Raw genomic sequence first — 23,796 nt, forward strand, 5'->3', positions numbered from 1 at the left:
ACAAACGCTCGCCGGAACCCAGCGAGCGTTTCGATTGAATCATTTGAAGAAGCGTCGAATCGCTTACTTGCGGCGCCGACGACGGACAGCGCCGAATGCGCCAAGAACGCCCAAAGCCAGCATGGAGCTGGGCTCAGGAATCGCGGTCACATGGGAGACGATCAAGTTGTCAATCGTAACCGATTCATTGTTCGATGAAGTCGATTGACGAAGTGCAAAGGTGTTGATCGGAAGTGCTGCATCGCCAACAAGGCCCGTTACCGTTTCGCCGCCAACCGTCAGCGAAGCGGTGAGCGTGTCCAAGTTGTAGTCGACTAGGACTGATACAACCGAGCCAAATGTGAAGCCCTGTGCAGTCGTGAAGTCTGCGGTGCTTTCGGCACTTGAAATGCCAATTGAAAAGTCGCCCGTGCTTGTTGGAGCGGTGATATCCAGTCGTGCGGAGAAGCTTCCACCGTCAACTGTCGTTCCACCATCTGGCGTGTTACCGAAGTGAGCGAAGTACTCGAAGTCGGTGCCGCTGCCAAACGGTCCACTGGAGTCGACGACCATGTCAAATTGGTAGCTGATGATCCCAGTGCTGAAATCAGCGAAGTTCCAGTTGACGTCTTGTCGTGAACCAGAGCCGTGATTGATCACGGCAGCTCCGCTGACGACATCTAATGGGAGAGTACCGCTGTGGCCAACCCAGTTGCCGTTTCCAGCAAGTGGGCCATCGGCGTAGCTGAAATCGTCACTGAAGACAACTTCCGCGGACGCGCTTGTCTGCAGGAGAGCCGCAGCGATGACCGCGACGCAAATTCGTTTGAGCATTTCTGAACCTGATTGCTGCGTAAAAGGCAGTTATTTTTAGAACAGGATCAGATATTAAAAAGTTGGATTGCCAATTCAATCATTACAATCCAACGAAATTATTTGTTCACTAAATCTTAACGCCAGCCGTGGTCAAGGGGCAGCAAACGTCCCTTGGTTCCCGGGGGAAAGTGGCTGGCATCGAAACTTTGACGGGGCACCGTCACGCTAAACCCAATCTGGGACGCCCGAGTGATTGGGTGGGGCGTCCGGATCCTCTTCGCTCTCCTCAATGATGAGACCAAAAAAGGCTGCCAAAATACGGTGGAACTTTAGGTACAGCGAGTAGAACACCGGGACCAAAAACAGCAGCAACGTCGTGCCCAACGCCAAGCCAAATGCCAATGACGCGGCCATCGGAATCAGCAGTTGGGCTTGGAATGAACGTTCCAGCATCAGAGGGATCAGGCCTGCGATCGTCGTCAGGCTGGTCAGCATGATGGGGCGGAAACGTCGGTGCCCTGATTCGGCTAAGGCTTCGAATGGGGGATCCCCCGCGCGGACACGGGCGTTGATGAAGTCGATGAGAACGATCGAGTCATTGATCACGACCCCGGATAACGCGACCAGTCCAAACATGCTGAAGAACGTCAGCGGCAACCCGAGCAGTGCGTGTCCCCACACCGCACCGATCATTCCGAAAGGTACGATCATCAAGATCAAGATCGGCTGGATATAAGAGCGGAACTGGATCACCAGCAGCACGTACATCACCACGACTGCCACCGCAAAACCCTGCATCAAGCTGCCGACTGATTCGCGGCTTTGTTCCGCTTGGCCTTCCCAACGAACGTCGACACCAGGATAGGTCTTGGCCATCTCTGGCATGTAGTTGTTTTGCAGATCTGCGATGATCAAGTTCGCGTTGGCACGTTGCCAATCCAGGTCGGCGGTGATCGTGATCGAGCGTAATTGATCGACGCGGTTGATTTCGCTGAAGCCGCGTTTCAATTCGACGTGGGCCAGTTCTTCGATTGGGTGTTCGTTTCCGGCAGGATCCGGAACGCGGATCTCACGGAAGTTAACCAACGAGCGTCGTTCGTCTTCGGGGTACCGCACCATCAATTTGACTTCGTGACGTCCGCGTTGCAGTCGCATCGCTTCGGCACCGAAGTACGTATTCCGGACGGTATTGCCCAAGTCGGACGCCGTGATCCCGGTTGCGACCGCGTTGTCCTTGACGCGGAATTGATATTCCCATTTGCCAGGCGTGTTGTCGTCGGCGATGTCGAACACGCCGTCGTATGTCGCTAACTTTTCTTTGACCGCTTCGGTGGCGGCCATCAGGCTTGCTTCGTTGGCGCTATCAGCGAGTAACTTGAATTCGATCGCTTTACCGCCAGGTCCGACGCCGACACTGCCGTAGGTGACACTTTCGGATCCGGCAAAGTCGCCTGCCTCTTCACGCCACATCGCCAGCAACGTTTTGCTGTGGATGTCGCGGATTTCGGTGTCGTAAAGCTCTGCAAAAATCTGTCCAACGTTGCTGCTCGATCCTCCGCCGCCGCTGACTGGGTTTTGCGTGTTGGTTTTGTTGCCAACTTCACGGAATGTCAAACGCACTGGGCCGGCGATCACATCGCTGCTGCTCGGATAAATCTCCTCGATTGTCGTGCCTTCCTCTTTTGCACGAGCCATTCCGATACGACGACTGACGCGGCGAATCGCTTCTTCCATTCGCCTCGTCGCGCGGTCGGTTTCGATGCCCGGCGTGCCATCGGGGAAAGTGATCGTCGCTTGCAAAAAATTGTTGTCGGTTTCGGGGAACAACACCGACGGAACGATGCCGCTACGTACGATCCCGGCGGTGGCGATAGCCAACATGATTGCCGCGGCAATTGGAACGACCGGGTGACGAAGACTAAACCGAAGCGCTGGGACATACAGACGTTCGCAGACCCAATCGAGTGCAGCCGCAAACCGATGTCCGAGCCAACCGAGCAGCAATCCAATCGGTCGCAACGGATAAACCAGGATCGACATCAATCGGAAGAATCCGGTGTGCGTGTGCGAGAGGTGGCTGGGCAGCACAAACATGCTTTCCCAAAGCGAAATCAGCAGCATCGCGATCACGGCAAGCGGAATCACCGCCATGAATTTCCCCATCACGCCGGATACAAAGAACATCGGTGCGAAAGCGATGACGGTTGTCGAAACCGAAGCGGTCACAGACGGAAAGACTTCCAGGGTTCCGTCCAAGGCAGCTTGCTTAAGCGGTTTACCCATCGCTTTGTGCGCGTGGATGTTTTCGCCAATCACGATCGCGTCATCGACAACGATTCCGAGCGCCATCAGAAAGCTAAAGAGCGACAGCATGTTGAGCGTTTGGTCGCCTAACGCAAGGACCGCGCCCGAACCTAAGATCGAAACAGGGATTCCCAACGCGACCCAAAACGCGAGACGCATTTCAAGGAACAGCGTCAGCACCAAAAACACGAGTGCCAGACCTTGCAGGCCGTTGCGTTTGAGCAGGTCCAACCGACCGCGGACTTCGGTACTGGTGTCATTCCAAACTTCGAATCGGTAGCCGGCCGGGAGCTGTTTTTCGGCGGCGTATTTGTAAACATCGTCGACCATCGCCAACAAGTCTTCGCTTTTCGAACGCTCGACGTTGACAACCATCGCCGGCTCGCCGTTGATTTCGCCGACCTTGGTGGAGTCTTCGAATTCGTCACGAACTTGGCCGAGGTCCCCAATGGTCAGGACGACTCCGTCGGCACGCGTGACCAACGGGATTTTACGAATCTCATCGCCAACGCGGCCTTTGCTTTTCGCCCGCAACAAAATCTCTTGGCCTTCGGTTTTCATTTGGCCGCCAGGCAATTCAACATTGCGTTGGCGGATAATGTTGGCGACTCGGTCCAGCGTCAGGCTATGGCTGCGAAGAGTCGCTTCGGGGATTTCGACATCGATTTGGTAGGGACGCGTTCCCATGATCGACGCCGTCGAAACCGTTGGTAGCATCAGCACGTCGTCGCGGACCTGTTCGGCGATTTCACGCAGTTGCAATTCGGCTTCACGGGAGCGGATATTCGGGCCGACGATTCCGATGCGAATCGCAGCATCGCGAAAGGTGATCTGTTGGACTTGCGGATCTTCGGCAAGGTCGGGAAAGCTCGGGATGCGGTCGACTTCACGGTCGATTTCCGACATGACCTTCTGAACGTTGCGCACGTCCGATCGCAACTCCGCCAAGACATACGCGCCGCCTTCGCGAGCGATCGAGGTCACTTTTTTGACGCCGCTGATTGGGCGAATCGCTTCTTCGATCTTTTGACAGATTGCTTCTTCGCTGTCCTTGGGCGTCGCACCGGGATAGGGAACCGAAACCATGACGACTTCGAGTTCGAATTCCGGGAACATTTCGCGGCGCATGCGGAGCAGGCAAATGCCGCCGATCGCCATCAAGGCGACCATCAGGACGTTCATTCCGGGCGCGTTGCTGATCGCCCATTTGACTGCGGTTTTCATTGCGTCAACTCCGCCCTCACGGCAAGTCCGTCTGGTGGGATGGAATCCAGTGGTGACACGACGACGAAGTCTCCGTTGTCGAGGTCCGAACGCTTGGCTTCACAAACCCAGTATCGATCGGCCGTCTGCAGCGATGGCGCTAAGTTCGGGTCGCGTTTCTTCTTTTCAGCTAACCGCAGTGATTCGATGGGGAAAACTGTTTGCGAATAGGCGACCAGTCCGGGAGTCCACTTCTTGGGATCGAAGGCTTCGCCGGCTTCGGGGGCGTCTTCGGCTTCGGGAACTTCGGTGACAGCGGCGGTCGTCGCCGTGTCGGCTTCCGCTTCCTTCGCCTTCTCTTGGGCGGCTAGAACGGCTTCATCCAGGACGCGTGGGTCGGGGCGGAATTTCCAGACACGGTTTCCCGGACGCAGAGCACGCGCCGGTATCACGACGAGCTCCGCATTCGGCCGCAGTTGTAAACGAACGCTGACAAACATCCCACGCAACAAGTTTGACGTTCGATTGGTTTGTTTTTGCTGACCGTCTTCGTCGAAATAGTGAGCCGGGTCATCAACGACGATACGAACGGGAACGGTCCGGGTACTGGGGTCGATCCCAACGCCGTCGTAAGAAACCAGTGTGCCGGACCAGCGATGCGTCGCACCTTCACGCCCCGCGACCGAGTATTCGATGATCGCTTTGGTGTCGGGCAAGTCGTACCCGGTGAGTGTATTTGGGTCGTCGCCAGAAGCTGAGTTGTCAGCAGGCTTTTGATCGATCACCCATTGAAGCTGGTCCATTCGCATGTTGGCGATGACTTCGGACTTGCTCACGTTTTCGATCGTGACAAGAACGTTGCCGCGGCTAACGAAGTTATTCACGTCGGCTTGTTCGCTCACGATCACACCGTCAATCGGTGCGGTGACGTTGCAGCGCGCCAAATTGACTTCGGCGACCTTCAGTTGCGTGGCCGCAAGTTGCTCAGTCGCCTCCAGTTTCGAGCGTCGCCGACGGAGTGTTTCGATTTGGTTTTCGTAGCTGAGCAATTGCTGTGTCGCGGTCAACAAGCTGCTTTTCGCACGATCGAGTTCGCTTTGGCTTCCGAACTGACTCAATCGTTGTTGGCGTTCGACCTCTTGTTGTTGCAAGCGAACTTCTTGGCGGGCAACATCAAGCGTCTTTTGCGTGTTGATGATCTCTTGGTCCACTTCTCCGAGCGCACGATACTCTTGTTCCCGTTGGCGGGTCAGTCGCTCGACATCCAGTTCATAGTCCGTCGAATCGATCTGCATCAGCAAGTCGCCTTTGCGGACCTTTTGACCGGCCTCGCACGTCTCGCTTTTTAAGATGATGCGTCCTGCGACTTCGGCCGAAATCTGTGCTTCTTGATAGGGAACAACCGTGCCATCGATCACCAGTTCCAACTGTTGCCCGGTGGCTTCGAGCGATTCGATCTGTTCGGTCGCTACCATCGGCAGGCTTTCGAGCACAGCGTCCGGCGACGTATTTGGTGGTGGAAGCGGTTTGGCTGTTGCTTCGCCCAACACCTTGAAAACGAATACGCCTCCCAAAATCAGCAAGATTGGGATGGCGATATTGAACAGGACCCATTGGTCGATGCGAACCGGTTTGGTTCGATCGGATTGGTGGGGCGTGTTGATCCCCGGTGTTGTCGGTTCAGACATTGGGGTTGGTGCGTTGTTGTTCGGTTCGGGAGACTCGATCGTGGATCGGTGCCCGGCGTCGGAATCGTTCGTCGCTGGATAGTCCATCCGGTTATCGCTGATGTGCGTCAATAGCTAGAAATTCGTATTCGATGTCGACACATCCCGTGTCGGTCGTTCAAAAGTTCAAGGTAATCGAACCCACCACCGTCTCGGTGATGAGCATCTTTATTCATACAGATTGTTGCCAGTTGTATGGCATCCCAAGTTCGGGATTGCTCGTTAACTTCCCGAGAAACTTTGTTCTGCGATCTGGCGGATATCTTGGCAGGTCAAGCCATTTTCCTCTGCCAAGCGGTAGGCGTCATCGGATTCGACTTTCATGCGTTCGTCACCGTTGGGCAATCGAACAACTTTCGCGGCGATTCGACCAAGTGGTGTTTCGATGGACACGTTCCGTCGCGGCAGGATGTCGCGTTCGGCGATTCGGCGGCGGACTCCGATTGCCGAAGTGTGCCGGAAGATCAGTTCTTCCATCAAGCCTAGTCGATCCGGTTGTGCAATGACCGACAACAAAATGCCACTGCGACCTTTCTTCATCGTGCAAGCGGTTTGGGTGACGTCGAGGGCACCTGCTTGAAGCAACCGTTGTGAACAGTTCGCGATTTGTTCGCCCGTTGCGTCGTCAAGATTGGTTTCCAATACAACCACGTGGTCATGTTGGAGCGACTGGTGAGTTTGCAGCGAGGGTTGTGTTCCGCATTCTCCCACAAGCACCCTCAGAATGTTTGGTTGTCCGTCCAAGTCCATTGTCCCGGCGCCGTAGCCGATCGCCTCGATCGTCATGTCGGGGACGGGGCCGAAGCCAACGCACAACTCCTTCAGGATTGCCGCGCCAGTTGGTGTTGTCAGTTCACGGGCAATCGTGGAACTGGCAATTGGAATTCCTCGCAAAATTTCTGCGGTCGCTGGCGCAGGGACCGAGACCGTTCCGTGGTCGATTGTGATCGTTCCGGTCCCTGTTGGGACGGGCGATGCGAGCGCCGAGCGGATACCAAGCGAGGTGATTGCGATCGAGACGCCGACAATGTCAGCGATTGAGTCAATCGCGCCGACTTCGTGAAAGTGGACCTTCTGAAGGGTCGTCCCGTGAACCTTTGCCTCGGCGACGGCGACGTGGCCGAAGATTCGTTTAGCGAGCGATTTAGCTTCCGCATCGATTTCCCCGGCCCCATCGATCATGTCGTGGATGTGATGGAGGTGCCGGTGGGCCTTTTGGGGTGGGTGCCCGATCGTGATCGATTTGCTGCGGAAACCACATTTCTTCACGTCTTGTGCCGTCAGAGACAGATCGGGAAGTCCCATCGATCGCAGTGACGATTCGATTTGCTCGACCGAAGCCCCCAGGTCGATCAATGCCGCCAAGGTCATGTCGCCGCTAATTCCGCTCAGGCAATCAAAATAGGCCGTTTTGGTCATCGAGCATCCGTTCCAAAAGAGTGCACCGCCAGGTTCTGAAGATGCGGGACAGATTAGAAGCTGTGTCAAAAAGGGGAAGTCCCCCCATGCGACGGAGTATGGGGCAGGTAGGTTCAGGCAAATAAACCGACATTTGCAGTCACTTTGCGCCACAAGACGCGTGTTTGCCGTTGAACCTATTTTTAAGACCGCTATACTCTGCGACCTTCACAATCAGCCAATTGCTGCGATTTTCACCAACGAGGAATGTGGTGAAGGTCGAAATCGATTTCGAAGCGTCCGATTCAATTGCGATGGACGCGATTGACAGGAACCAGGCCCAATGAAAGTTGTCAGCAGCATCGGAGCTCTCAAGTATCGTCACCCCGACTGCCAAGTCGTCAAACGACGTGGTCGCGTCTACGTGATCTGCAAGAGCAACCCTAAATTTAAAGTTCGCCAAGGTGGAGCGAAGGTCAAAAAGACCCGTCGCTAATCCATCGCCAGCGTTCAGCAGAACAAGCAAACCCGGGTGATTGACTGATTCAGTCGTTCACCCGGTTTTTTGCTGCGCTATGCAGTCATCGCCGCGATCGCCTGTTCCAGCATTTTGTCCATGCGGATCCGGCGTTTGCTGAGGGTCGCTTGTTGTCCCAGGAGTGCGATCAGCGTGCTTTGGGCAGCTTGTTCGATTTCGATTCTCGCGTCGCCCTCGGCAATTGAATTCAAGAACGCGATTTGCTGAGCTTCGGTGTTTGCTTTAGGCGTCGACTGAACGTGACTTTCCCAAATCAAGTCACCGTTTCGGCGGTACGCTTTTCCAGCAGCTAAGTCCAGTGTGCCTTCGGTGCAATGGATCGATTCGCCAACTGCGTTCCAGCCTTTGGAGACACGGCGGCATTGGGAAAGCAGCGTAACGTCGCCGAAGTCAAACTCGACCGTTTGGTGATCGAAGACTTCGGTTTGTGCGACCTGCTGTTCGGTTCGTGATTCGGACCAACCGCCTTGGCCTTGTGCGGCGATCGGCGTTCGGCCGAGTGCCCAGTGGACGACATCAAGTCCGGCGACGTGCTGTTCGACCAAGAAATCACCGCCAGCAGCAAGGAAATGATTCCAGTTCTTGAGGCGATAGTCTTCGTCGGATTCGCTCGCTTGGTTCGAGCGTTTTCGCAGAGGGCCCCCGTTGCAGTAGGCTTTGGCAAAAACAGGTTCGCCAATCAGTCCGGCATGCAATTGCCCAATGGTTTCGACGAGTCGCTGGTCGTATCGACGCTGCAAGCCGGCGAAGACCGTTAATCCTTGTCGTTGGGCTTGGGCGGCGAGCGGCGACATCGACAGGACATCCGCAAGGTCACTGCCAAGCGGCTTTTCGAGAAACACGTGCTTTCCGGCACCGATCAACTGGCGAACGACTTGGGCCCGATCGACTGGTGGTGTTGCAACGTAAACCGCTTGGGTGTCGGATTGGAGCAGTTCGTCGAGGCATTCCGGCCCCGATGCACGAACGCAATTCGGGGCGACTGCGGATGCATGACGCCCTTTCAACATACGAAACATCGATTGGGTTTGTGATCCGAAACGGTCAGCTAAACCGGTCACGACAGCGGAAACTTGTGATTGTCCCAGAGCGGCGTCTGCCAATTCCTTCGCCCGACGTCCACAGCCATAGAAACCGATGCGTATTGGCTCAAGCGTTGACGAAGTGTTCGGTGTCTTTGCGGCAGCAGTATCGGGAGCGGAAATCGAGGTTCCGATCGCCCCGCCGGCAATCATCAACCCGCCGTCTTTGATAAAGCTGCGGCGTGCAAAATGAGACGCGTCCTTGTTCGTTGCCATTGGGCCTAAGCACCCTCTCGCATTTTTTGGCGTGCGCGTGTGAGAAGCGGTCCGATCGAGTTTTCTGCGAGCCCCACGACTTGGCTGATTTCGTGGTAGCTCTTGCCTTCCAAGTGATACATGCGGACGACATTCGATTCCTGAGGATCTAGCCTTTCAAGAAGGCGTTCCACTTCCTCGCGGTTTTCGATCCGAGTTGCCAGCGACGCGATCTTTTGATGTCCAGCGTCGACCTCGATCTCCTGATTACCGACCAAATCGAAAAGTCGGCGAGAAATCACACGGCGAGCGATCACGGTCAGGTACGTCGCAAGCGAACTGTTGCGGCGGAATCGACGAAGCACGCCACGGTCGTTTGAAATCAGAACCAAGAAAACTTCTGCGACCAGATCGTCACGCAGCGATTCGTCCAACTTGATGCCCTTCGCTTGGGCGGTGTGGTTGGCGACGTGGATGACCAGACCGAGAAAACGCTCGACAAAGTCCTGCCAGGCGCGCGGAGCTCCATCGATGCATTGTTGAAGCAGTATTCGATCTATCTCTGAAAGACTCACGGTGCCGGTACCAAAGGAGAGGCTCGTCAAAAGCCGGGGTGCTGCGTATCTCTCCGGCGACATCCTTCGCCCAGCAGACTGCTTCTATCCTAGGTACGCGAGGGGCGAATCGCAACCTTTTCGATCGTCATCCGACGGTGATCTGACACCTTGGCACGATCGGGGGGATCCGGTTATTCCGATTAGCGTGTCGGCGAGGGCTAACCCCCAAAAATGAAGCAAGGATTTGGGTGTGACCTATGTTTTTTCATTAGGAAATCCAGCCGCATTGTTCCCTTGTTTGACCCGATGAATCAACCAACCCGACTGCAAAGTACCGGCATGTCCGCTGACGACATGAACCCCGGCGGAGGCAGCCCCACCATCGAACCGTCTGCCTATTCGTCCGCAGCACCGGATATCGCTGCGATGCTCGCAAACCTGCAATTCGCCGCGAATGCCGTGTCGAGCGAGGCGGGCACAGCGCCTGGTGACGACCCGATTTTGATCGCCGAAAATCGTCTGGCGGCAGTCCGACTTGGGGTCGCAACGTCACTGTACTTCGCACTCCGATCAAAGCACTCTGCAACGGCAGCTCACGGTTTGCGAGTGGCGCTATTTTGTAGCAGCTGGGCCGAATCCATGCGGTTGGACTCGGATCAGCGCGACCGAATCGAAGTCGCGGCATTGCTGCACGACATCGGCAAAATTGGCATCCCCGACCGGATCCTGCGGAAGCCAGGAAAATTAACCATCGACGAGCAGCTCGTGATGGACACTTGCCCTGCCTTGGGCTGTCAAATCCTGCAAGGCTGCACCAGCGACGTCGAATTATTGGACATCGTTCGCTACGGAAATGTCTGGTTCGACAGTCGTCGCGACGATGAGGCGCCCCGTGGAGAAGCGTTGCCCTTGGGTGCTCGGATGCTCGCGATCGCGGACGCATTCGACGCGATGACAACTGAACAAGTTTATCGAGCCGCGATGAGCCGTGATGGCGCGTTGACCGAACTCGTCCGCAACAGCGGCACTCAATTTGATCCGACGCTGGTGGCAGACTTTAGCCGTCTCTTGGAACTGAAGCCTGAGATTCTGCAAGGAACGATGGTTCATCGTTGGTTGCAGCAGCTTCGTCCGGAAGTTTCCAGCGAGTATTGGACCGGTTCGACTTCGTTTTCGAGTGAGCCGAAAAAGCGAAACAAAGGCGAGACGGTTCGGCGAGAAACCTTGTTCAATCACCAACTGCACAAATCGCTCAAAGACGGCGTTGCCTACACCGACAACGAAGGCAACATCGAAATCTGGAACGGTGCGATGGAACGCATGACTGGGTTTCCTGCCGAAGCGATGGTTGGCAAACAGCTTTCCGCCTCAGTTTTACGAATGAGAGATGCAGATCGGGATCGCGACGAAGAATCCGTCTGCCCGCTTCAAGAGTGTCTGCAAACTGGCGAGCCTGTTCGCCGTAACATGGTGATCGAGTGTCCCGGCAACGAGCCACTTCCCGTCCATGTCGAGGTTGCCCCGGTCAGCGGGTTGCAACCCGGTTCGATCGGTACCGTTGTCGTGATCCACGACTTGTCCGACCGCAAAAACTTGGAACGGCGGTTGAGTTCCCTGCACATGCAAACACGGCTCGATCCGTTGACGCGTGTCTCCAACCGAGCACACTTTGATGAAACACTCCAGCAGCTCGTTGAGCAGACCGCCAAAGGCGGCGCAACCTTTGCTCTTGTGATCTGTGATATCGATCACTTTAAACGAATCAACGATACCTACGGTCACCCAGCCGGCGACGATGCGCTCAAGGTATTCGCCAATATCTTGCGGGCACATAGCCGCGACGGAGACTTGGTTGCACGTTACGGCGGGGAAGAGTTCCTGTTGTTGGCGGCTTCCTGTGACAACGCGACGGGGGCGAAGCGAGCCGAAGTGATCCGTCAAGCTCTTGAGGAAACCGCTGTCGATTCGCTGGGTGGCGAATGCATCACCGCCAGTTTTGGTGTGACGGAGTTTCAATCTGGCGACAGTCCCGAGACCATCTTGGCTCGCGCAGATCGCGCGCTGCTGAAGGCAAAAGACAATGGGCGAAACCGAGTCGTCCAGCTTGGACTCGGCAAGATGTCTGAATTCCAATCGGAACCGCAGAAGAGCGGCTGGTTTGATTGGTTGACAGGTGCCGACGATAGCACTTCGACGAACGTTGACATCCTGATGCCTGTTCCTGTCGACTTGGCGATCGAAAAACTACGCGGCTTTGTGTCCGATCACCAAGCCGAAATCGTCAACGTTGCTGAAAACCAGCTGTCACTCAAAGTCACATCTCGTCCGGCGCCAGGCGGTCGGCGACGAATGGATCACAAGATCACTTTCCATGTCGTGCTGACGCTTAGCGGTGCACAGCAAGAGAGATGCTGTCTCAGAACGCAAACCAAGCGTGCTTCACAAAAGTGCATATCGAACTGAAGCCTGTACGGAACCGTGATCGTCGACGCCGTGATTTGAAAGACGCCGCAAAAGAATTGATCGCAAGCTTTCGTTGCTACCTCATGGGCGAATTGCTGCCGAGCGAATCCTGATCCAAGCCATCAACAAAAATCGCTGTCATAAGTCAGCGATTTGCGGCTTCAGCGTGCGGCAACCTCAGCGACTAAGTTTTCGTAGCTGTCGATCATCGCATCCCATCCGTAACGCTGCGTGACATTTCGACCTTCGTGACCAAAACGTTCGCGCGTCTCGTCATCCGCGATCATGCGTTGCAGTCCCGCCGCCAAGGCCTCGCTTTGGTCCGGGACCAACAAACCGTTTTGTTCGTGATTGATGATCGCACGGGGCCCGCTTTCGCAATCCACGCTGATACTCGGCACACCGACGGACATCGCTTCCAACAGGACCGACGGGAACCCTTCGTAGCGACTGGACAAACAAAAGATCGACGCTTGTGCGAGTTCGGGGGTTAAGGGCTGAACCCAACCCGGCATTTCGACGCGGTCGATGATGCCAAGCGTCGCGGCAAATTCTCGCAATTCGTCGCGCAGCCGACCGTCGCCATAGATTTTCAAGGTCCAGTCTGGATGCGTTTTTGTAGCGACCGCAAACGCACGGATCAGTCGATCGAAGCCTTTTTCATTTTCAAGTCGCCCAGCACCAACGATACATCGATTCGCTTGTGCCGTTTTGCGATCAGAAACCAAGTCGGGTGCTCGGACCGCCGATGGGATCACGACGACGCGAGGAGCGAACGCTTCCAGGTAGCCAGCGGATGCCTCAGTCAATGCAACAACACAACGAGCTTTCGCATAGCTCTTCCGTCGCATTCGTTCCCAGAAACGCCCCAGCGATTGCGCCGACGGATCACTGCGTTCACAGGCGATCACGGGAGGGCCGTCTGGATGACTGGCAAGCAGTACATCGATATTCGTTCGGTCGCAAAACGAAATCACCACATCGGGTTTGATCCTGTCAATTGCATCGGCGATCGAACGATGCCGTTTTCGTACCTGTCGGATCTTTGCGAACAGCGAACATGCGTTCGAGTCGACATCCAGGCAGTGGCGCTGAACCTGCGCGATTGTCTTGTGGTTCCGATCGCTGTCTGGAGTCAACGTGACGAGCGCCACGTCGTGTCCGCGCAGGGCGAGGTCATTAGTCAGGCCAGCCATCACCCGTTCGGCGCCACCACCGGAGAGCGAGTGGATAAAGCAAGCAATTTTACGAGGCTTCACGAACGAAGAAGGTTCCAAAACTAGATCGGTTCGCTTTCCGTCGGCGTCGGAATTGGTTCGGGCAATAACTCTTCGCCCAATCGGGGATAAGCCGTTGGTGAGGTCGGCGGTTGGGGTTCCGGAGGCACAGTCTCCGTGCCGCGGATGGGTTTCGGCATGGATTGATCTACGGGAGTCGATTCGAGCGGTTCGTAGGCAACCCATTGATTGAGCAGACGGTAGGTCGAATCGAACCCAGCTGTCAGTTGCATCCAACGTAACTCAGGGTTTCTTGATACACCTTCGAACCGATTCACCGTCTCGACGAGTTCTGGAGTGATTCGGCCCACTTCCGCAGCATCAATGATGGGATCAAGACGCAGGTAATCAATCCAAATCTGTCCCTCTTCCCCTCGTGATCCGAGCTTCGATCGCAAGGTCATCGCCGATTGACGAAGGCTATCCAAAGAAGATGCTTCGTTCGGGATCGCGTTCGGTGTCACCGGTTCGATCGGCCCAAGTGGAACTTCTGATGGGACGAGGCTCGGGTTGGTGCCATCATATGGCGGAAGGTCAGTCGAGTAACCGTATTCAGTTGAGTAACGGTAAAACGTATCCGGCGTTCGGTAGTTGGGCGGATACGATGGCGGAACGTGGGTGTATTCGTACCCGTATCGATAGGCCGGTCGGTAGCTGTGATAGCTCGGTGAGTATTGGTACCGCGGCGGCATTGTCGAATCAGGAGCGACGTTCAGTGAGAAAAACGGCGTCTGAACTCGCACGCCGCTTGGCTGCGATGGTAATGGAGGTGACACCGGCAGTTGTCCGAAGTACATCCCGGGGCCAATGTATCCTCGATTAGGTGGTCCGAATCCACGTCGATAACGCTGTGCGTCCGCGTTGGTCGAGCACGCACACAAAATTGCGGCAGCGACTAACAATTTCTTTAGTGACGAAACGTTTGCAAATCCGAATGTAGTTGGCATCAGGGCACCTAACGGTTTGATTGACTGGCCATCCGCGACATGGCCAAAGGCAATTGTAGCGTAAGCCGCCAAAAATCCAGGTGAACGCGAAAAGCTACGCGAATCGAGGCACTGTGGAATTGTCGTCTCGCCCCAACGTTTAAGGCATAAAATCGTTGCATTCCGATCGGGAATTGGCTGATCAAAATTCGCCCGTGTGACGGTCGTAAATTGGCATCGGGAAGTCTGGTTCGACCGTTCGATCCTCTCGGAATGCCGCTTCCAGTCGCTGGACAACGTCTGGGTTTTGCGTCGCCACATTGTCGGATTCCGTTGGGTCGGTTTCCAGATCGTACAGTTCCCAATCACCGGGCTGTTTGCGCAGCAGGTCCTTGCGAATCGCTTTCCACTTGCCTTCACGGATGGCGACGATCCCACCGTAGCCGTTGAAGTTCCAAATCAATGGCTTTGCCCGTTCCATCGGCTGACCTTCGAGCAAGCTGACCAAACTGATCCCATCCAAAAGCTGGGTGTTCGGTAGCGGGGTCGACGCGATCTCGGCGAGCGTTGGGAACCAGTCGGGAAAGTAGCTGGGTAAATTGTTGGTCGTGCCAGGATGCACATATCCGGGCCAACGGACGATACATGGCACCCGAATGCCGCCTTCATCAGCACTGCCTTTGAAACCTTTTAGTCCGCCGTTGGAGTTGAAGAACGTGCACGCCGCGCCACCAATGTGGAACTTTGGGTTTCGCCCTCCGTGGGTTGGGCCATTGTCGGAAGTGAAGATCACGATCGTGTTGTCAACCAGATTGTGCCTCTCCAAGCGGTCGAGCACTTCACCAACGTGCTCGTCCAGATCAGAGATCATCGCGGCGTAGGCGGCGCGTGGTCTGGGGTGTGGCAGGTAACCATTGTCACCTCGATAAACGCCGTTGTCCGCATCCCATTCCTCGGGGTAGCGATCGATCCATTCTTGCGGCGGTTGCATCGAGACGTGCGGCTCGACGAAAGGCAGATACAGAAAAAACGGCTTGGCTTTGTTTTGGTCAAGAAACTTGAGGGCCTCGCGAAGGATCAAGTCGGGGGCATAGTTTGCCGAGCGGTAGTCATCCGCAACAACGTCGCCTTCTGGTTTGGTGTCGTGGCCAGGAATCGCATACTTGTTGATGCGGACTTCGCGTTCATCGCTATCAAGAAACATCGGGTAATAGCTGTGCGCGTTTCGTTGGCAGTTGTAACCATAAAAACGGTCAAAGCCTTGTTTGATTGGTGAACCGCTGGTGTTCGATGGCCCAAGCCCCCATTTCCCAAAAGCGCCGGTCGCATAGCCGGCTTGCTGCAAGACTTCGGCAATCGTCACGACCTCTGCGGTGATCGGGAATTGTCCTGGAAAGATTCTGCCGTTGCCCGAATCTCGGTTGCTGCGGATCTCGGCGTGGCCAAGGTGCTGGCCTGTCATCAATGTGCAACGAGCCGGAGCGCACACGGGCGCGCCCGTGTAGTGATGAAGGAATCGCACGCCTTCGCCGGCCAAGCGATCGAGATTCGGCGTTTTAATTTTCTCTTGGCCGTAACACCCCAGTTCTCCGTAGCCCAAGTCGTCCGCCAAAATAAACACGATGTTCGGTGTTGCGGCATGCAGCTGAGTTCCTGCACATTGCAAAAGCAACAGACAGGCGACGATCGCGGTCAGGCTCGGAACGTGGAGTCGTAATCGTAGGGAGACGTTTCGCATGAAGTGGTCCTAGGGATCAAGCTGCTCAATCGAGTTCGCTGCAGTGTCCGCGTTTGCGATGGAGCTGTCAAATTTTTCACATGCGAAGACAACTCTGCGATCGGACACATCACCCGTCCACTGGTTTCGTGGGTGGTGCAATGCCGCTCTGAAGTGATCTTGGGAGTGGTTCATGGGCAACGCTTTGCGTCATCGTGAAGCGAATCGGAAACTGATTCGAAAAAGTCTGTAGCCCCTTGACGAACCAAAGGAATCTGACGAACGTATGCTCTCTCAACGTCCTTGGTCGGACCACTCTTAAAACTTGCCCTTCCGCCCCCGAATCAAATGATTTCGTTCGGCCGACCAATTATTGTCAGCTTGCTCTGTGGCTTGGCCATTTTCGGCCATGTCCCAGCTTGGCTGCACGTTGGCGGGTGCGAACATGAAGGGCATAGTCACGTCAGCAGTCGTACTGCTTCGATCGAACTCGACGCATGCCAACACCACTGTTGTCATCATGCCAGCGAGCAAACGTCTCACGACGGCGATCAGCAATCAACCGATACGAACACCGCGAATTCCGGTGATGGTCATGACTCTGATTCATGTCCGATCTGCCAATCCTTGGTCGCTCCCAATGGTGTGATCTGGCGGTTGGATCTGCCCGAATTTCAGCAACTGCAAACAGAGCTCGCACAGACTCTGAATGCGACTTCTCCGCAATCGACCGACGCTTCGGTCCATCGACTTCGCGGACCACCCGCGAGCCATCTGTAGTTCGTATCCGCCTGTGTGAATTGGTGTCGCGATTGATCGTGGCGCATCAATGCTCACTGTGCATCGCACTGGACTAACCAAGCCAACGTGTCCTGCCGTTTCGGTGGAGTTGGTCAACGGTCCGACCAAACCTGATTGACTTCAGCGTTGCGGCGGGATGCGTCTTTTTACATCTGCGAAAGCTCCTGTCTGGTTCTGCGCGTACTCGTGATGCAAGCGTCAGTCCTGGGATGTGAGCGTTCGCACTGAACGAAACTTTCGAGAACAAGACACCGGATGGTAGCGGGCCAAGTATTGGTCAACTTGCCTTCGATGCGATCGTGACGGTTCTCGACCGCACGCAGTTTTGCTGGCCGCTGCTGCGCGCGGACTTGGTCAGGCGGCTATCCCTTTTTAACACCCGTTTTTCTACAAGAGAGAAACAATCATGCGTAAGTTGCTTCGTAACAAGAAAGGTCAAGGTCTGGTCGAGTATGGCATTCTGGTTGGCGGTATCGCTTTGGTCGCTTTGGCTGCCACCGCGATCCTCGGTCACAAAACGACCGACCTGATCGCCACGGTTGCCGGTGCTCTTCCTGGTGCTCACAGCGACGACACCGGCCCAATCGTTAGCGGCAAATTGGTCGCCACGACCACCAATGCGGCGGGCGCGCTGATCCTTGATGCAACTTCCCCAGGATCGATTGAAGGCAACCTGGGAATCGAAAACATCAGCAGCCTCGTTGTTGAAGCAGAGTAAGTCTGACGAGACGCCAATCGGCGTCACACAGACGTACCTTTAACGCATTGCCTGCCTTCGTGATTGACGTTGGCGGGCAATGCATTTTAGGAGACAGAGCTTGTCACCTTGGATCGATCTACTCCCGGTTGTGATGTCGGTCATCGCGTCGATCGTTGATCTACGTCGTCGCGAGATCCCAGACACGATTTGGATCGTCATCCTTGTGATGGTCCCAATCCGAATCTGGTTTCTGTGGCCTGCGGTTTCACCGTGGCACCTCGTGATCGGTGCGATCGCCGCACTGTTGCTTGGTTGTTTGGTAGGCCGTGGCGATCGATTCGGTGGTGGCGACGTCAAATTGTTCGCGGCATTGGGAGCATGGTTTGGAATTGCTGCCGTTGTGCCGCTGGCGCTGTGGGCAGCAGTCGCAGGGTTGCCGCTGGCAATCATTGCCGCCTGGCGTGGACAGACGGATTTTGCGTATGGGCCGGCCATCGCCATCGGCGTCCTAACGCATTGGCTCTCGCCGAATTTGCTAGGGCAACTGGGAGGTTGGGCCTAGCAGCAAGTTGAGTTTCAGTGTCACCGTTGACGTTGCGAAACGAGCGTACACAGTGTCGCATTAAACGCCGCGAAAGCAGCGTGCACATTGTCGCCTTTCGCTCCGCGAAAGAAGCGTTCCCAGCACTGCTTCCGCAGAGCAAATGGCGACATTGATTTTATAGGAAGGAGATCGTTGCAAAGGAGTGCGCCGAGATTCATGGATTCAATCCACTGCCGTTTACATGCAAAGCACTTCGGTGCTGATGCAATTGCGGTGGTCAAACCACAACCGTTTTTATCATGGCTCGTTCACGTCGCAACGCTTACCGAAGCTCTTTGTTGCCCACGCTGTTCATCGGCGGGACCGCGATCGGCATGCTTGGGTTAGCCGGATTGTTCGTCGCTTGGTCGATGGGCATGTTCGAGAGCAAACGCGAACTGGAAATTGACCGTACGGGGCAGTTGGCTTTTCCTGCGTTGGCGCAGCCGGTCCCAGCTTTCGAAGCGATCAGTCGGGAGCATTTGATCAATCCGCGTACCGGCCAACTGAACGTCGTTTGGCTTCCAGAAAAAACGGCAGAGGTGGCTTCTCGAAATCTCGGCGACATCGTCGGGCGAGTCCTCGGCCGCGACAAAGGTGCGGGGATGGTGCTGACCGAACATGATTTTCTGCCGAAAGGAACCAGTCCTGGCATTTCCGCCGGCGTTCCGCCTGGCAAGTTTGCGGTCACGATTGCTGCCAAGGAAATTCCTGGGCTGGAGCAGCTACGCCATGGCGACCGTTTCGATTTGATGATCGCACTGAAACCCAGTGATGTCGAAAAACACGAGTTGATCGGGAACTCCGAACCGGCCGCTGTCTTTGGTGGAATCAAGCCACCTTCCCTTCGCGTTGGGATGCTCTCGCGCCAGCATGGTGTCAAACGTTTGGTTGCCGGCGGTCAACTGATCACGTTGCTGCAAGGCAAACAACAATCGACTAAAGGCAGCAGTGGATTAACGGTGAAACCGTCCAGTCGCCAAGCCACCGCCTTGACCACAACGTATGCGGAGATCGCGATCGACGAAGAAGAAGTGGGGCCGCTCACCGAAGCGATATCGTTGCACACCCCAATGACCTGCGTTGTTCGCAGTGGCCGTCCCGATTCAGAAATTGAAGCGTCTTTCTCGCGAGAAGGCTTGGTCGCGGTGATCACCACTGCGACTGACGTCGATGCCTATAGCGAGCTGACCGACGAGACGCTAATCGACAACGCGACGGGGCAACTTCATTACTACTATTTTCCGCCCGATCGCGTGCCGGAGCATTGGTTGACGGACCCAACGGCCGTCTATGGCCGAGTCGTTTCCAGGTCGCTTCGGAGGGGTTCGCCGATCACCGAATCGGATTTGCTGCCAGTAGGAACCAAACAAGGCATCTCAGCAGGTGTGCCCGAGGGGATGGTCGCGATGGCAATCAAAACCAATCAGCTTTCTGGCTTCGACGACTTGATGCAAGGAGACCGCTTTGCGATCCATGCCAATATTCCGGATGTTGCTGTGCGGCCGATGGACAGTTCCTGGATTACCTTGCAAGGTGGTTCATTGGCTCCCGAAACCGAACGCTTCGAGCGAATGCTCAGTTCGGGGATTCGCGAAGTCGTACCAGAAGCGGTCTTGCTTCGTCGCAGTACCGATGACATGGCAACCATCGCGGTGCCCGACGATCGAATCGCAGAAGTCGCCCAATTGATCCGTGATGACGCGGAAATGTTCGTGGTCGCGCGAAGTGCGACAGAAAAAGACAAGCTGCCGTCGCAGTTGCGGAAATCGAAACTGAAGTCCGTATCACCCGATGACTTTGTGGAAATCGGATATCAAACCGACAAGCCAGAACCAGCTCGAACGCCGTTCGCAACTGTTGCGAACACCGTTGGCGAATCCGCCGAGACATTGGTTTCGCAAATCGAAGCCGCGACCGACGAAAAGCCTGTTGAAGTCCCGGTTTTGACACGCAGCGTGAAGGCGTTCGAGCCGCTATCGATCGATGACTTCGTCGACCCAGCAACCGGGCAAATTCGCTATGTCTATTTCCCGATCGGAAAGATGCGTGACGATTGGCAAACGGACGTGAGCCAGTTGATCGATCGCGTTGCCCTGCGTGATCTCAAGGCGGGACGGACTGTGTCAATGAATGATCTTGCTCCCCCAGGCACACCCGCTGGCCCTTCCGCTGGCGTGCCTGCAGGCATGGAAGGGATCCTGGTCGATTCGAATCAAATCGTTGACCTTGATCTGCTCCGTCCCGGTTCGACCTTCGACATCGTTTCCGGCCGAGTGTTGGAAGCGGCACAACTTGGCGATCAGGTTCGCAGAACGCTCTCGTCATCCGATGCGATCGCAGAAGCGGATAAGCTGCCCGGTTTCGGAGCACCTTTGTCGCAAAGTATCGTGACCGGGGCGATTTTGTTGTCAGAGTTTGGAGCTTCCGATCGCACACGTCAGGATGTGCTGACCCGACGCACGACGACTCGAACCACAACGGCCGGTGGAATCGAAGAAGTGCAAACAGCGGAAGAACCCGATGTGCGGACGACGACACAGACGGTCCAGCGTTTCGCCATCGCGGTTCCTGAACGGATCGCCAGAAACTTGATTAGTTTCATCAACCGTGGCGTTCCCCTTCGCGTCGTCCTCAGTTCCGTACAACCGGACGCTGATCAGGCCGGCGTTGACAAAGCATCTTCCCGTGGGAATGGCGACATGCCAGACGACGATTTGGTGCGGACGTTCGTGCGTGAACATTTCATCGGCAGCGAAAAGCCTGTCACCGAAGTCTTCGTCAGCGATCGTGTCTATTCGATGCCCGCCGAGTCTCCTTCAGCGATGCGAGCGGTGCCGCGTGATTGAGTCATTGAGTGCAATCAAACTGCTCGTATTCGCACGAAACGAAGCGACCGGTCAAGGAATCGCTGACGCTTGCCGCGGGGCCGATGAGGTCGCGCCGCAATGTTTTGTCACAACGGACTTGACCCGTGCGGTGGACATTTCGCGAGACCGTGAGCCCCAAGCCGCTTTGATCGAATTGACCGGCGACGTTGAAACCGATCGCCAGTCGATTCGCGAGCTGCGTGCCGTCACCCCAGAGACGGTGTTGGTCGGCGTTCATGCTGGCGAAGGCGATCCCGGCGGTGTGTCGTTAGCGATGATCGTACAGCTTGTGCGAGAAGGCGTCGCCGATTTTTTGCGGCTGCCGATTCCGCAACGGGAACTTCGCCAGCTGTTTGATCGCCTGCGTCCGCGCGGTCAATCCACCCGGCGTCAACTCGGACGCTGCATCGCTTTTATGAGCAACAAAGGTGGCGTGGGGAAATCCACCTTAGCGGTCAATACAGCCGTGTCACTTGCGTCACGGTACCCCAACGAAGTGCTGCTAATCGACGCATCGCTGCAAATGGGGGTCTGCGCGGCGATGTTGAACTTGGAGCCCAAAACGACATTGCTCGATGCTTTCCAGCAACGACAACGACTGGACGAAACGCTGATCCGCCAGTTGTCGATTCCACATGAATCGGGACTGCTGCTGCTCGCCGCACCCATGGATCCCGTTGCGGCCGCTGACATTGACGACCAGTCGATGACGCGATTGCTGAATCTTTCACGCCGTACGTTTCGCTACGTCGTGGTCGACACATTTCCGTTGTTCGATCAAATCGTGATGACGGTGTTGGACATCGTCAGTCGAGCGTACGTGGTGCTGGACAATGTTGTGCCAACGGTGCTCAGCGCGGTTCAGCTACTCAAGCTGCTCGATGATCTGCAGTACCCACACGAACGCATCGGTATCGTCGTCAACCGGTTCCAGCGAATCACTGGCAATCCGTCGATCGAGGATATCGGCCGCGCACTTCGGTTGCCCGTTGATTCTGTGATCCCATACAGTCGTCGGGCGATTGTCGCAGCCAATTCTGGCCGGCCGTTCTCGTCAGACTTTGTCAGGTTTTCGAAACTGCACCGAGCGATGGCGGACCTTGTGGCCTCGGTCGATCAGGTCTCTCTCGAATCGCCTGCCGTCGAAACGAGTGGTGCAGACAATGAGTGAGTTAAACCCATCGAACACCGAAGACACATCGTCTTTAAGCGACGCCGGGGCCTCACGCGACGCTGTGGCTTCACGCGACGCTGGTGAAGTACGTTCGAAGCTGGGACGAAAGCGGTTTGATGTGCCTCGCGATCGTGTCCCGGTCAAAGAGACCGGCGAGAACGCGTTCAGTTTGTCGCCTCGCGAATCGTCACGTCCTTCAGTCAGCGATTACCTGTCGGTCAAAACGTCTCTTCATTCGCGATTGTTGGATCTGCTCAACCAGCCCCAGTTCCTGGTCGCTTCGGACGAACTCCTCGAACAAACGGTCGAGGACTTTGTTGCCGATGTCCTTGAAAACGAGGACTTGCCGCTCAACGAAACGGAACGTCGGCAGCTCGCTGAAGACTTGATGGAGGAGACGCTCGGCGTGGGGCCGCTCGCGCCGCTTCTGGGTGATCCGGCGGTGACTGACGTTTTGGTCAACCGATACGATCAGGTCTATGTCGAACGTTTCGGTCGCCTGGAAGTCACCGACGTCCAATTTCGAAATGCCGAACACCTCACGCGGATCATCCAGCGGATCGCCGCTCGTGTTGGCCGACGGATCGACGAAAGTTCCCCGATGGTCGACGCGCGATTGACCGACGGTAGCCGTGTCAACGCGACGCTGCCTCCTGTGACCATCGACGGGCCAACGCTATCGATCCGTCGATTCGGAAAACGTCGTCTCAGGCGTGAAGATCTGCAGCGATTGGGAATGTTCTCCGATCCGGTCCGACAGTTTATGCAGTGGATGGTGATCGCCCGCAGCAACATCATCGTGTCTGGCGGAACGGGCGCGGGGAAGTCGACTTTTCTGGGCGCTGTGTGCGAAGCGATCCCGGATCACGAGCGGATTGTTACGATCGAAGACGCGGCGGAGTTGCTGCTCGATCAAGTGCATGTGGTGCGGATGGAGACTCGGCCAAGAAACCTCGAAGGCACCGGCCAAATCACCGCGCGAGACTTGCTGGTCAACTCGCTGCGGATGCGGCCCGACCGAATCATCGTCGGCGAAGTTCGCTCTGGTGAAGCACTCGATATGCTGCAAGCGATGAATACCGGTCATGACGGGTCGCTGACCACCGTTCACGCTAACAGTCCACGGGACGCCGTTTCGCGGTTGGAAACGATGGTGCTGATGGCGGGTGTCGAACTGCCACAACGTGCGATTCGTGAACAGATCGCTTCGGCAGTTGACTTTATCATTTCCGTCCGTCGATACGATGACGGTGTGCGGCGTGTCGAATCCATCGCCGAAATCACCGGGATGGAAGAGTCGATGCCACAGATGCAAGAAATCTTTGTATTCCGTCAAACGGGGCGACAGGAACGGCGAATCGTCGGTGAGTTTGTGGCGACCGGAATCGTGCCTCGGCGGGTTCACCAATTGCGCGAACGCGGTTTTGACATTCCGCTCGAGATGTTCCGCAGCGGAACGAACGCCTCTGATGCGGCAGGGGCGTAG

The 23,796-nt window shown here is 55.9% G+C and carries 17 protein-coding genes; 8 read left to right on the forward strand and 9 right to left on the reverse strand.

The genetic code is table 11. The annotated features are described in order from the left end of the window. Positions 1–63 precede the first annotated feature (63 nt). The 4 genes from CGZ80_RS19745 to larC form a co-directional block, all read right to left on the reverse strand. Positions 64–813 carry a PEP-CTERM sorting domain-containing protein gene (locus CGZ80_RS19745; protein ID WP_094417402.1) on the reverse strand — a complete coding sequence of 250 codons (750 nt, stop codon included), beginning with the start codon at positions 811–813 and terminating at the stop codon, positions 64–66. Between the two features lie 207 nt (positions 814–1,020). Continuing rightward, positions 1,021–4,323 carry an efflux RND transporter permease subunit gene (locus tag CGZ80_RS19750; protein ID WP_094417403.1) on the reverse strand — a complete coding sequence of 1,101 codons (3,303 nt, stop codon included), beginning with the start codon at positions 4,321–4,323 and terminating at the stop codon, positions 1,021–1,023. Then, positions 4,320–6,077 carry an efflux RND transporter periplasmic adaptor subunit gene (locus CGZ80_RS19755; protein WP_094417404.1) on the reverse strand — a complete coding sequence of 586 codons (1,758 nt, stop codon included), beginning with the start codon at positions 6,075–6,077 and terminating at the stop codon, positions 4,320–4,322. The genes CGZ80_RS19750 and CGZ80_RS19755 overlap by 4 nt, the downstream gene beginning before the upstream one ends. 174 nt (positions 6,078–6,251) lie before the next feature. Beyond that, positions 6,252–7,448: a nickel pincer cofactor biosynthesis protein LarC gene (gene larC, locus CGZ80_RS19760; RefSeq protein ID WP_094417405.1), complete on the reverse strand. Its 1,197-nt coding sequence runs from the start codon at positions 7,446–7,448 to the stop codon at positions 6,252–6,254. A 322-nt stretch (positions 7,449–7,770) separates the two neighbouring features. Between larC and ykgO the strand changes: the two genes are divergently transcribed. Next, positions 7,771–7,923 (forward strand): type B 50S ribosomal protein L36, encoded by a 153-nt coding sequence (gene ykgO / locus CGZ80_RS19765; RefSeq protein ID WP_094417406.1) that lies wholly within the window; start codon positions 7,771–7,773, stop codon positions 7,921–7,923. A 77-nt stretch (positions 7,924–8,000) separates the two neighbouring features. Here ykgO and CGZ80_RS19770 read toward each other — a convergent pair whose 3' ends face one another. Next, positions 8,001–9,263, reverse strand: coding sequence for a Gfo/Idh/MocA family protein (locus CGZ80_RS19770; RefSeq protein ID WP_094417407.1), 1,263 nt, complete (start codon positions 9,261–9,263; stop codon positions 8,001–8,003). 5 nt (positions 9,264–9,268) lie between these two features. Beyond that, positions 9,269–9,817, reverse strand: coding sequence for an RNA polymerase sigma factor (locus CGZ80_RS19775; RefSeq protein ID WP_094417408.1), 549 nt, complete (start codon positions 9,815–9,817; stop codon positions 9,269–9,271). Between the two features lie 288 nt (positions 9,818–10,105). On the opposite strand from CGZ80_RS19775, the gene CGZ80_RS19780 reads away from it, so the two are divergent. Then, positions 10,106–12,262, forward strand: coding sequence for a diguanylate cyclase domain-containing protein (locus tag CGZ80_RS19780; RefSeq protein WP_158222785.1), 2,157 nt, complete (start codon positions 10,106–10,108; stop codon positions 12,260–12,262). Between the two features lie 161 nt (positions 12,263–12,423). Here the strand turns inward: CGZ80_RS19780 and CGZ80_RS19785 are convergent, their stop codons facing one another. The 3 genes from CGZ80_RS19785 to CGZ80_RS19790 all read right to left on the reverse strand — a co-directional run bounded on the left by CGZ80_RS19785 (position 12,424) and on the right by CGZ80_RS19790 (position 16,203). Continuing rightward, entirely contained in the window at positions 12,424–13,521 is a 1,098-nt protein-coding gene (locus CGZ80_RS19785) for a glycosyltransferase family 4 protein (protein WP_158222786.1), read from the reverse strand. Positions 13,522–13,541: 20 nt separating this feature from the next. After that, entirely contained in the window at positions 13,542–14,486 is a 945-nt protein-coding gene (locus CGZ80_RS28090) for a hypothetical protein (protein ID WP_158222787.1), read from the reverse strand. A 181-nt stretch (positions 14,487–14,667) separates the two neighbouring features. After that, positions 14,668–16,203, reverse strand: coding sequence for an arylsulfatase (locus tag CGZ80_RS19790; protein WP_094417411.1), 1,536 nt, complete (start codon positions 16,201–16,203; stop codon positions 14,668–14,670). Positions 16,204–16,530: 327 nt separating this feature from the next. Between CGZ80_RS19790 and CGZ80_RS19795 the strand changes: the two genes are divergently transcribed. The 6 genes from CGZ80_RS19795 (at position 16,531) to CGZ80_RS19815 (ending at position 23,796) form a co-directional block, all read left to right on the forward strand. Next, positions 16,531–16,962: a hypothetical protein gene (locus CGZ80_RS19795; RefSeq protein WP_094417412.1), complete on the forward strand. Its 432-nt coding sequence runs from the start codon at positions 16,531–16,533 to the stop codon at positions 16,960–16,962. Positions 16,963–17,389: 427 nt separating this feature from the next. After that, positions 17,390–17,701, forward strand: a complete 312-nt coding sequence (locus tag CGZ80_RS19800; RefSeq protein WP_103296499.1) for a Flp family type IVb pilin — start codon at positions 17,390–17,392, stop codon at positions 17,699–17,701. A gap of 100 nt (positions 17,702–17,801) precedes the next feature. Next, positions 17,802–18,245: an A24 family peptidase gene (locus tag CGZ80_RS19805; protein ID WP_158222788.1), complete on the forward strand. Its 444-nt coding sequence runs from the start codon at positions 17,802–17,804 to the stop codon at positions 18,243–18,245. Between the two features lie 281 nt (positions 18,246–18,526). Beyond that, a complete protein-coding gene (locus tag CGZ80_RS28095) occupies positions 18,527–21,115 on the forward strand; it encodes a hypothetical protein (RefSeq protein ID WP_158222789.1) in 2,589 nt (862 codons plus the stop codon). Then, positions 21,108–22,307, forward strand: coding sequence for a CpaE family protein (locus CGZ80_RS19810; protein ID WP_158222790.1), 1,200 nt, complete (start codon positions 21,108–21,110; stop codon positions 22,305–22,307). The genes CGZ80_RS28095 and CGZ80_RS19810 overlap by 8 nt, the downstream gene beginning before the upstream one ends. Next, on the forward strand, positions 22,300–23,796 hold the full coding sequence (locus tag CGZ80_RS19815) for a CpaF family protein (RefSeq protein WP_094417416.1): 1,497 nt from the start codon (positions 22,300–22,302) through the stop codon (positions 23,794–23,796). Before CGZ80_RS19810 ends, CGZ80_RS19815 begins: the two co-directional genes overlap by 8 nt.

Origin of the sequence: Rhodopirellula sp. MGV, assembly GCF_002251265.1 — a bacterium.
Taxonomy (GTDB): domain Bacteria; phylum Planctomycetota; class Planctomycetia; order Pirellulales; family Pirellulaceae; genus Stieleria; species Stieleria baltica_A.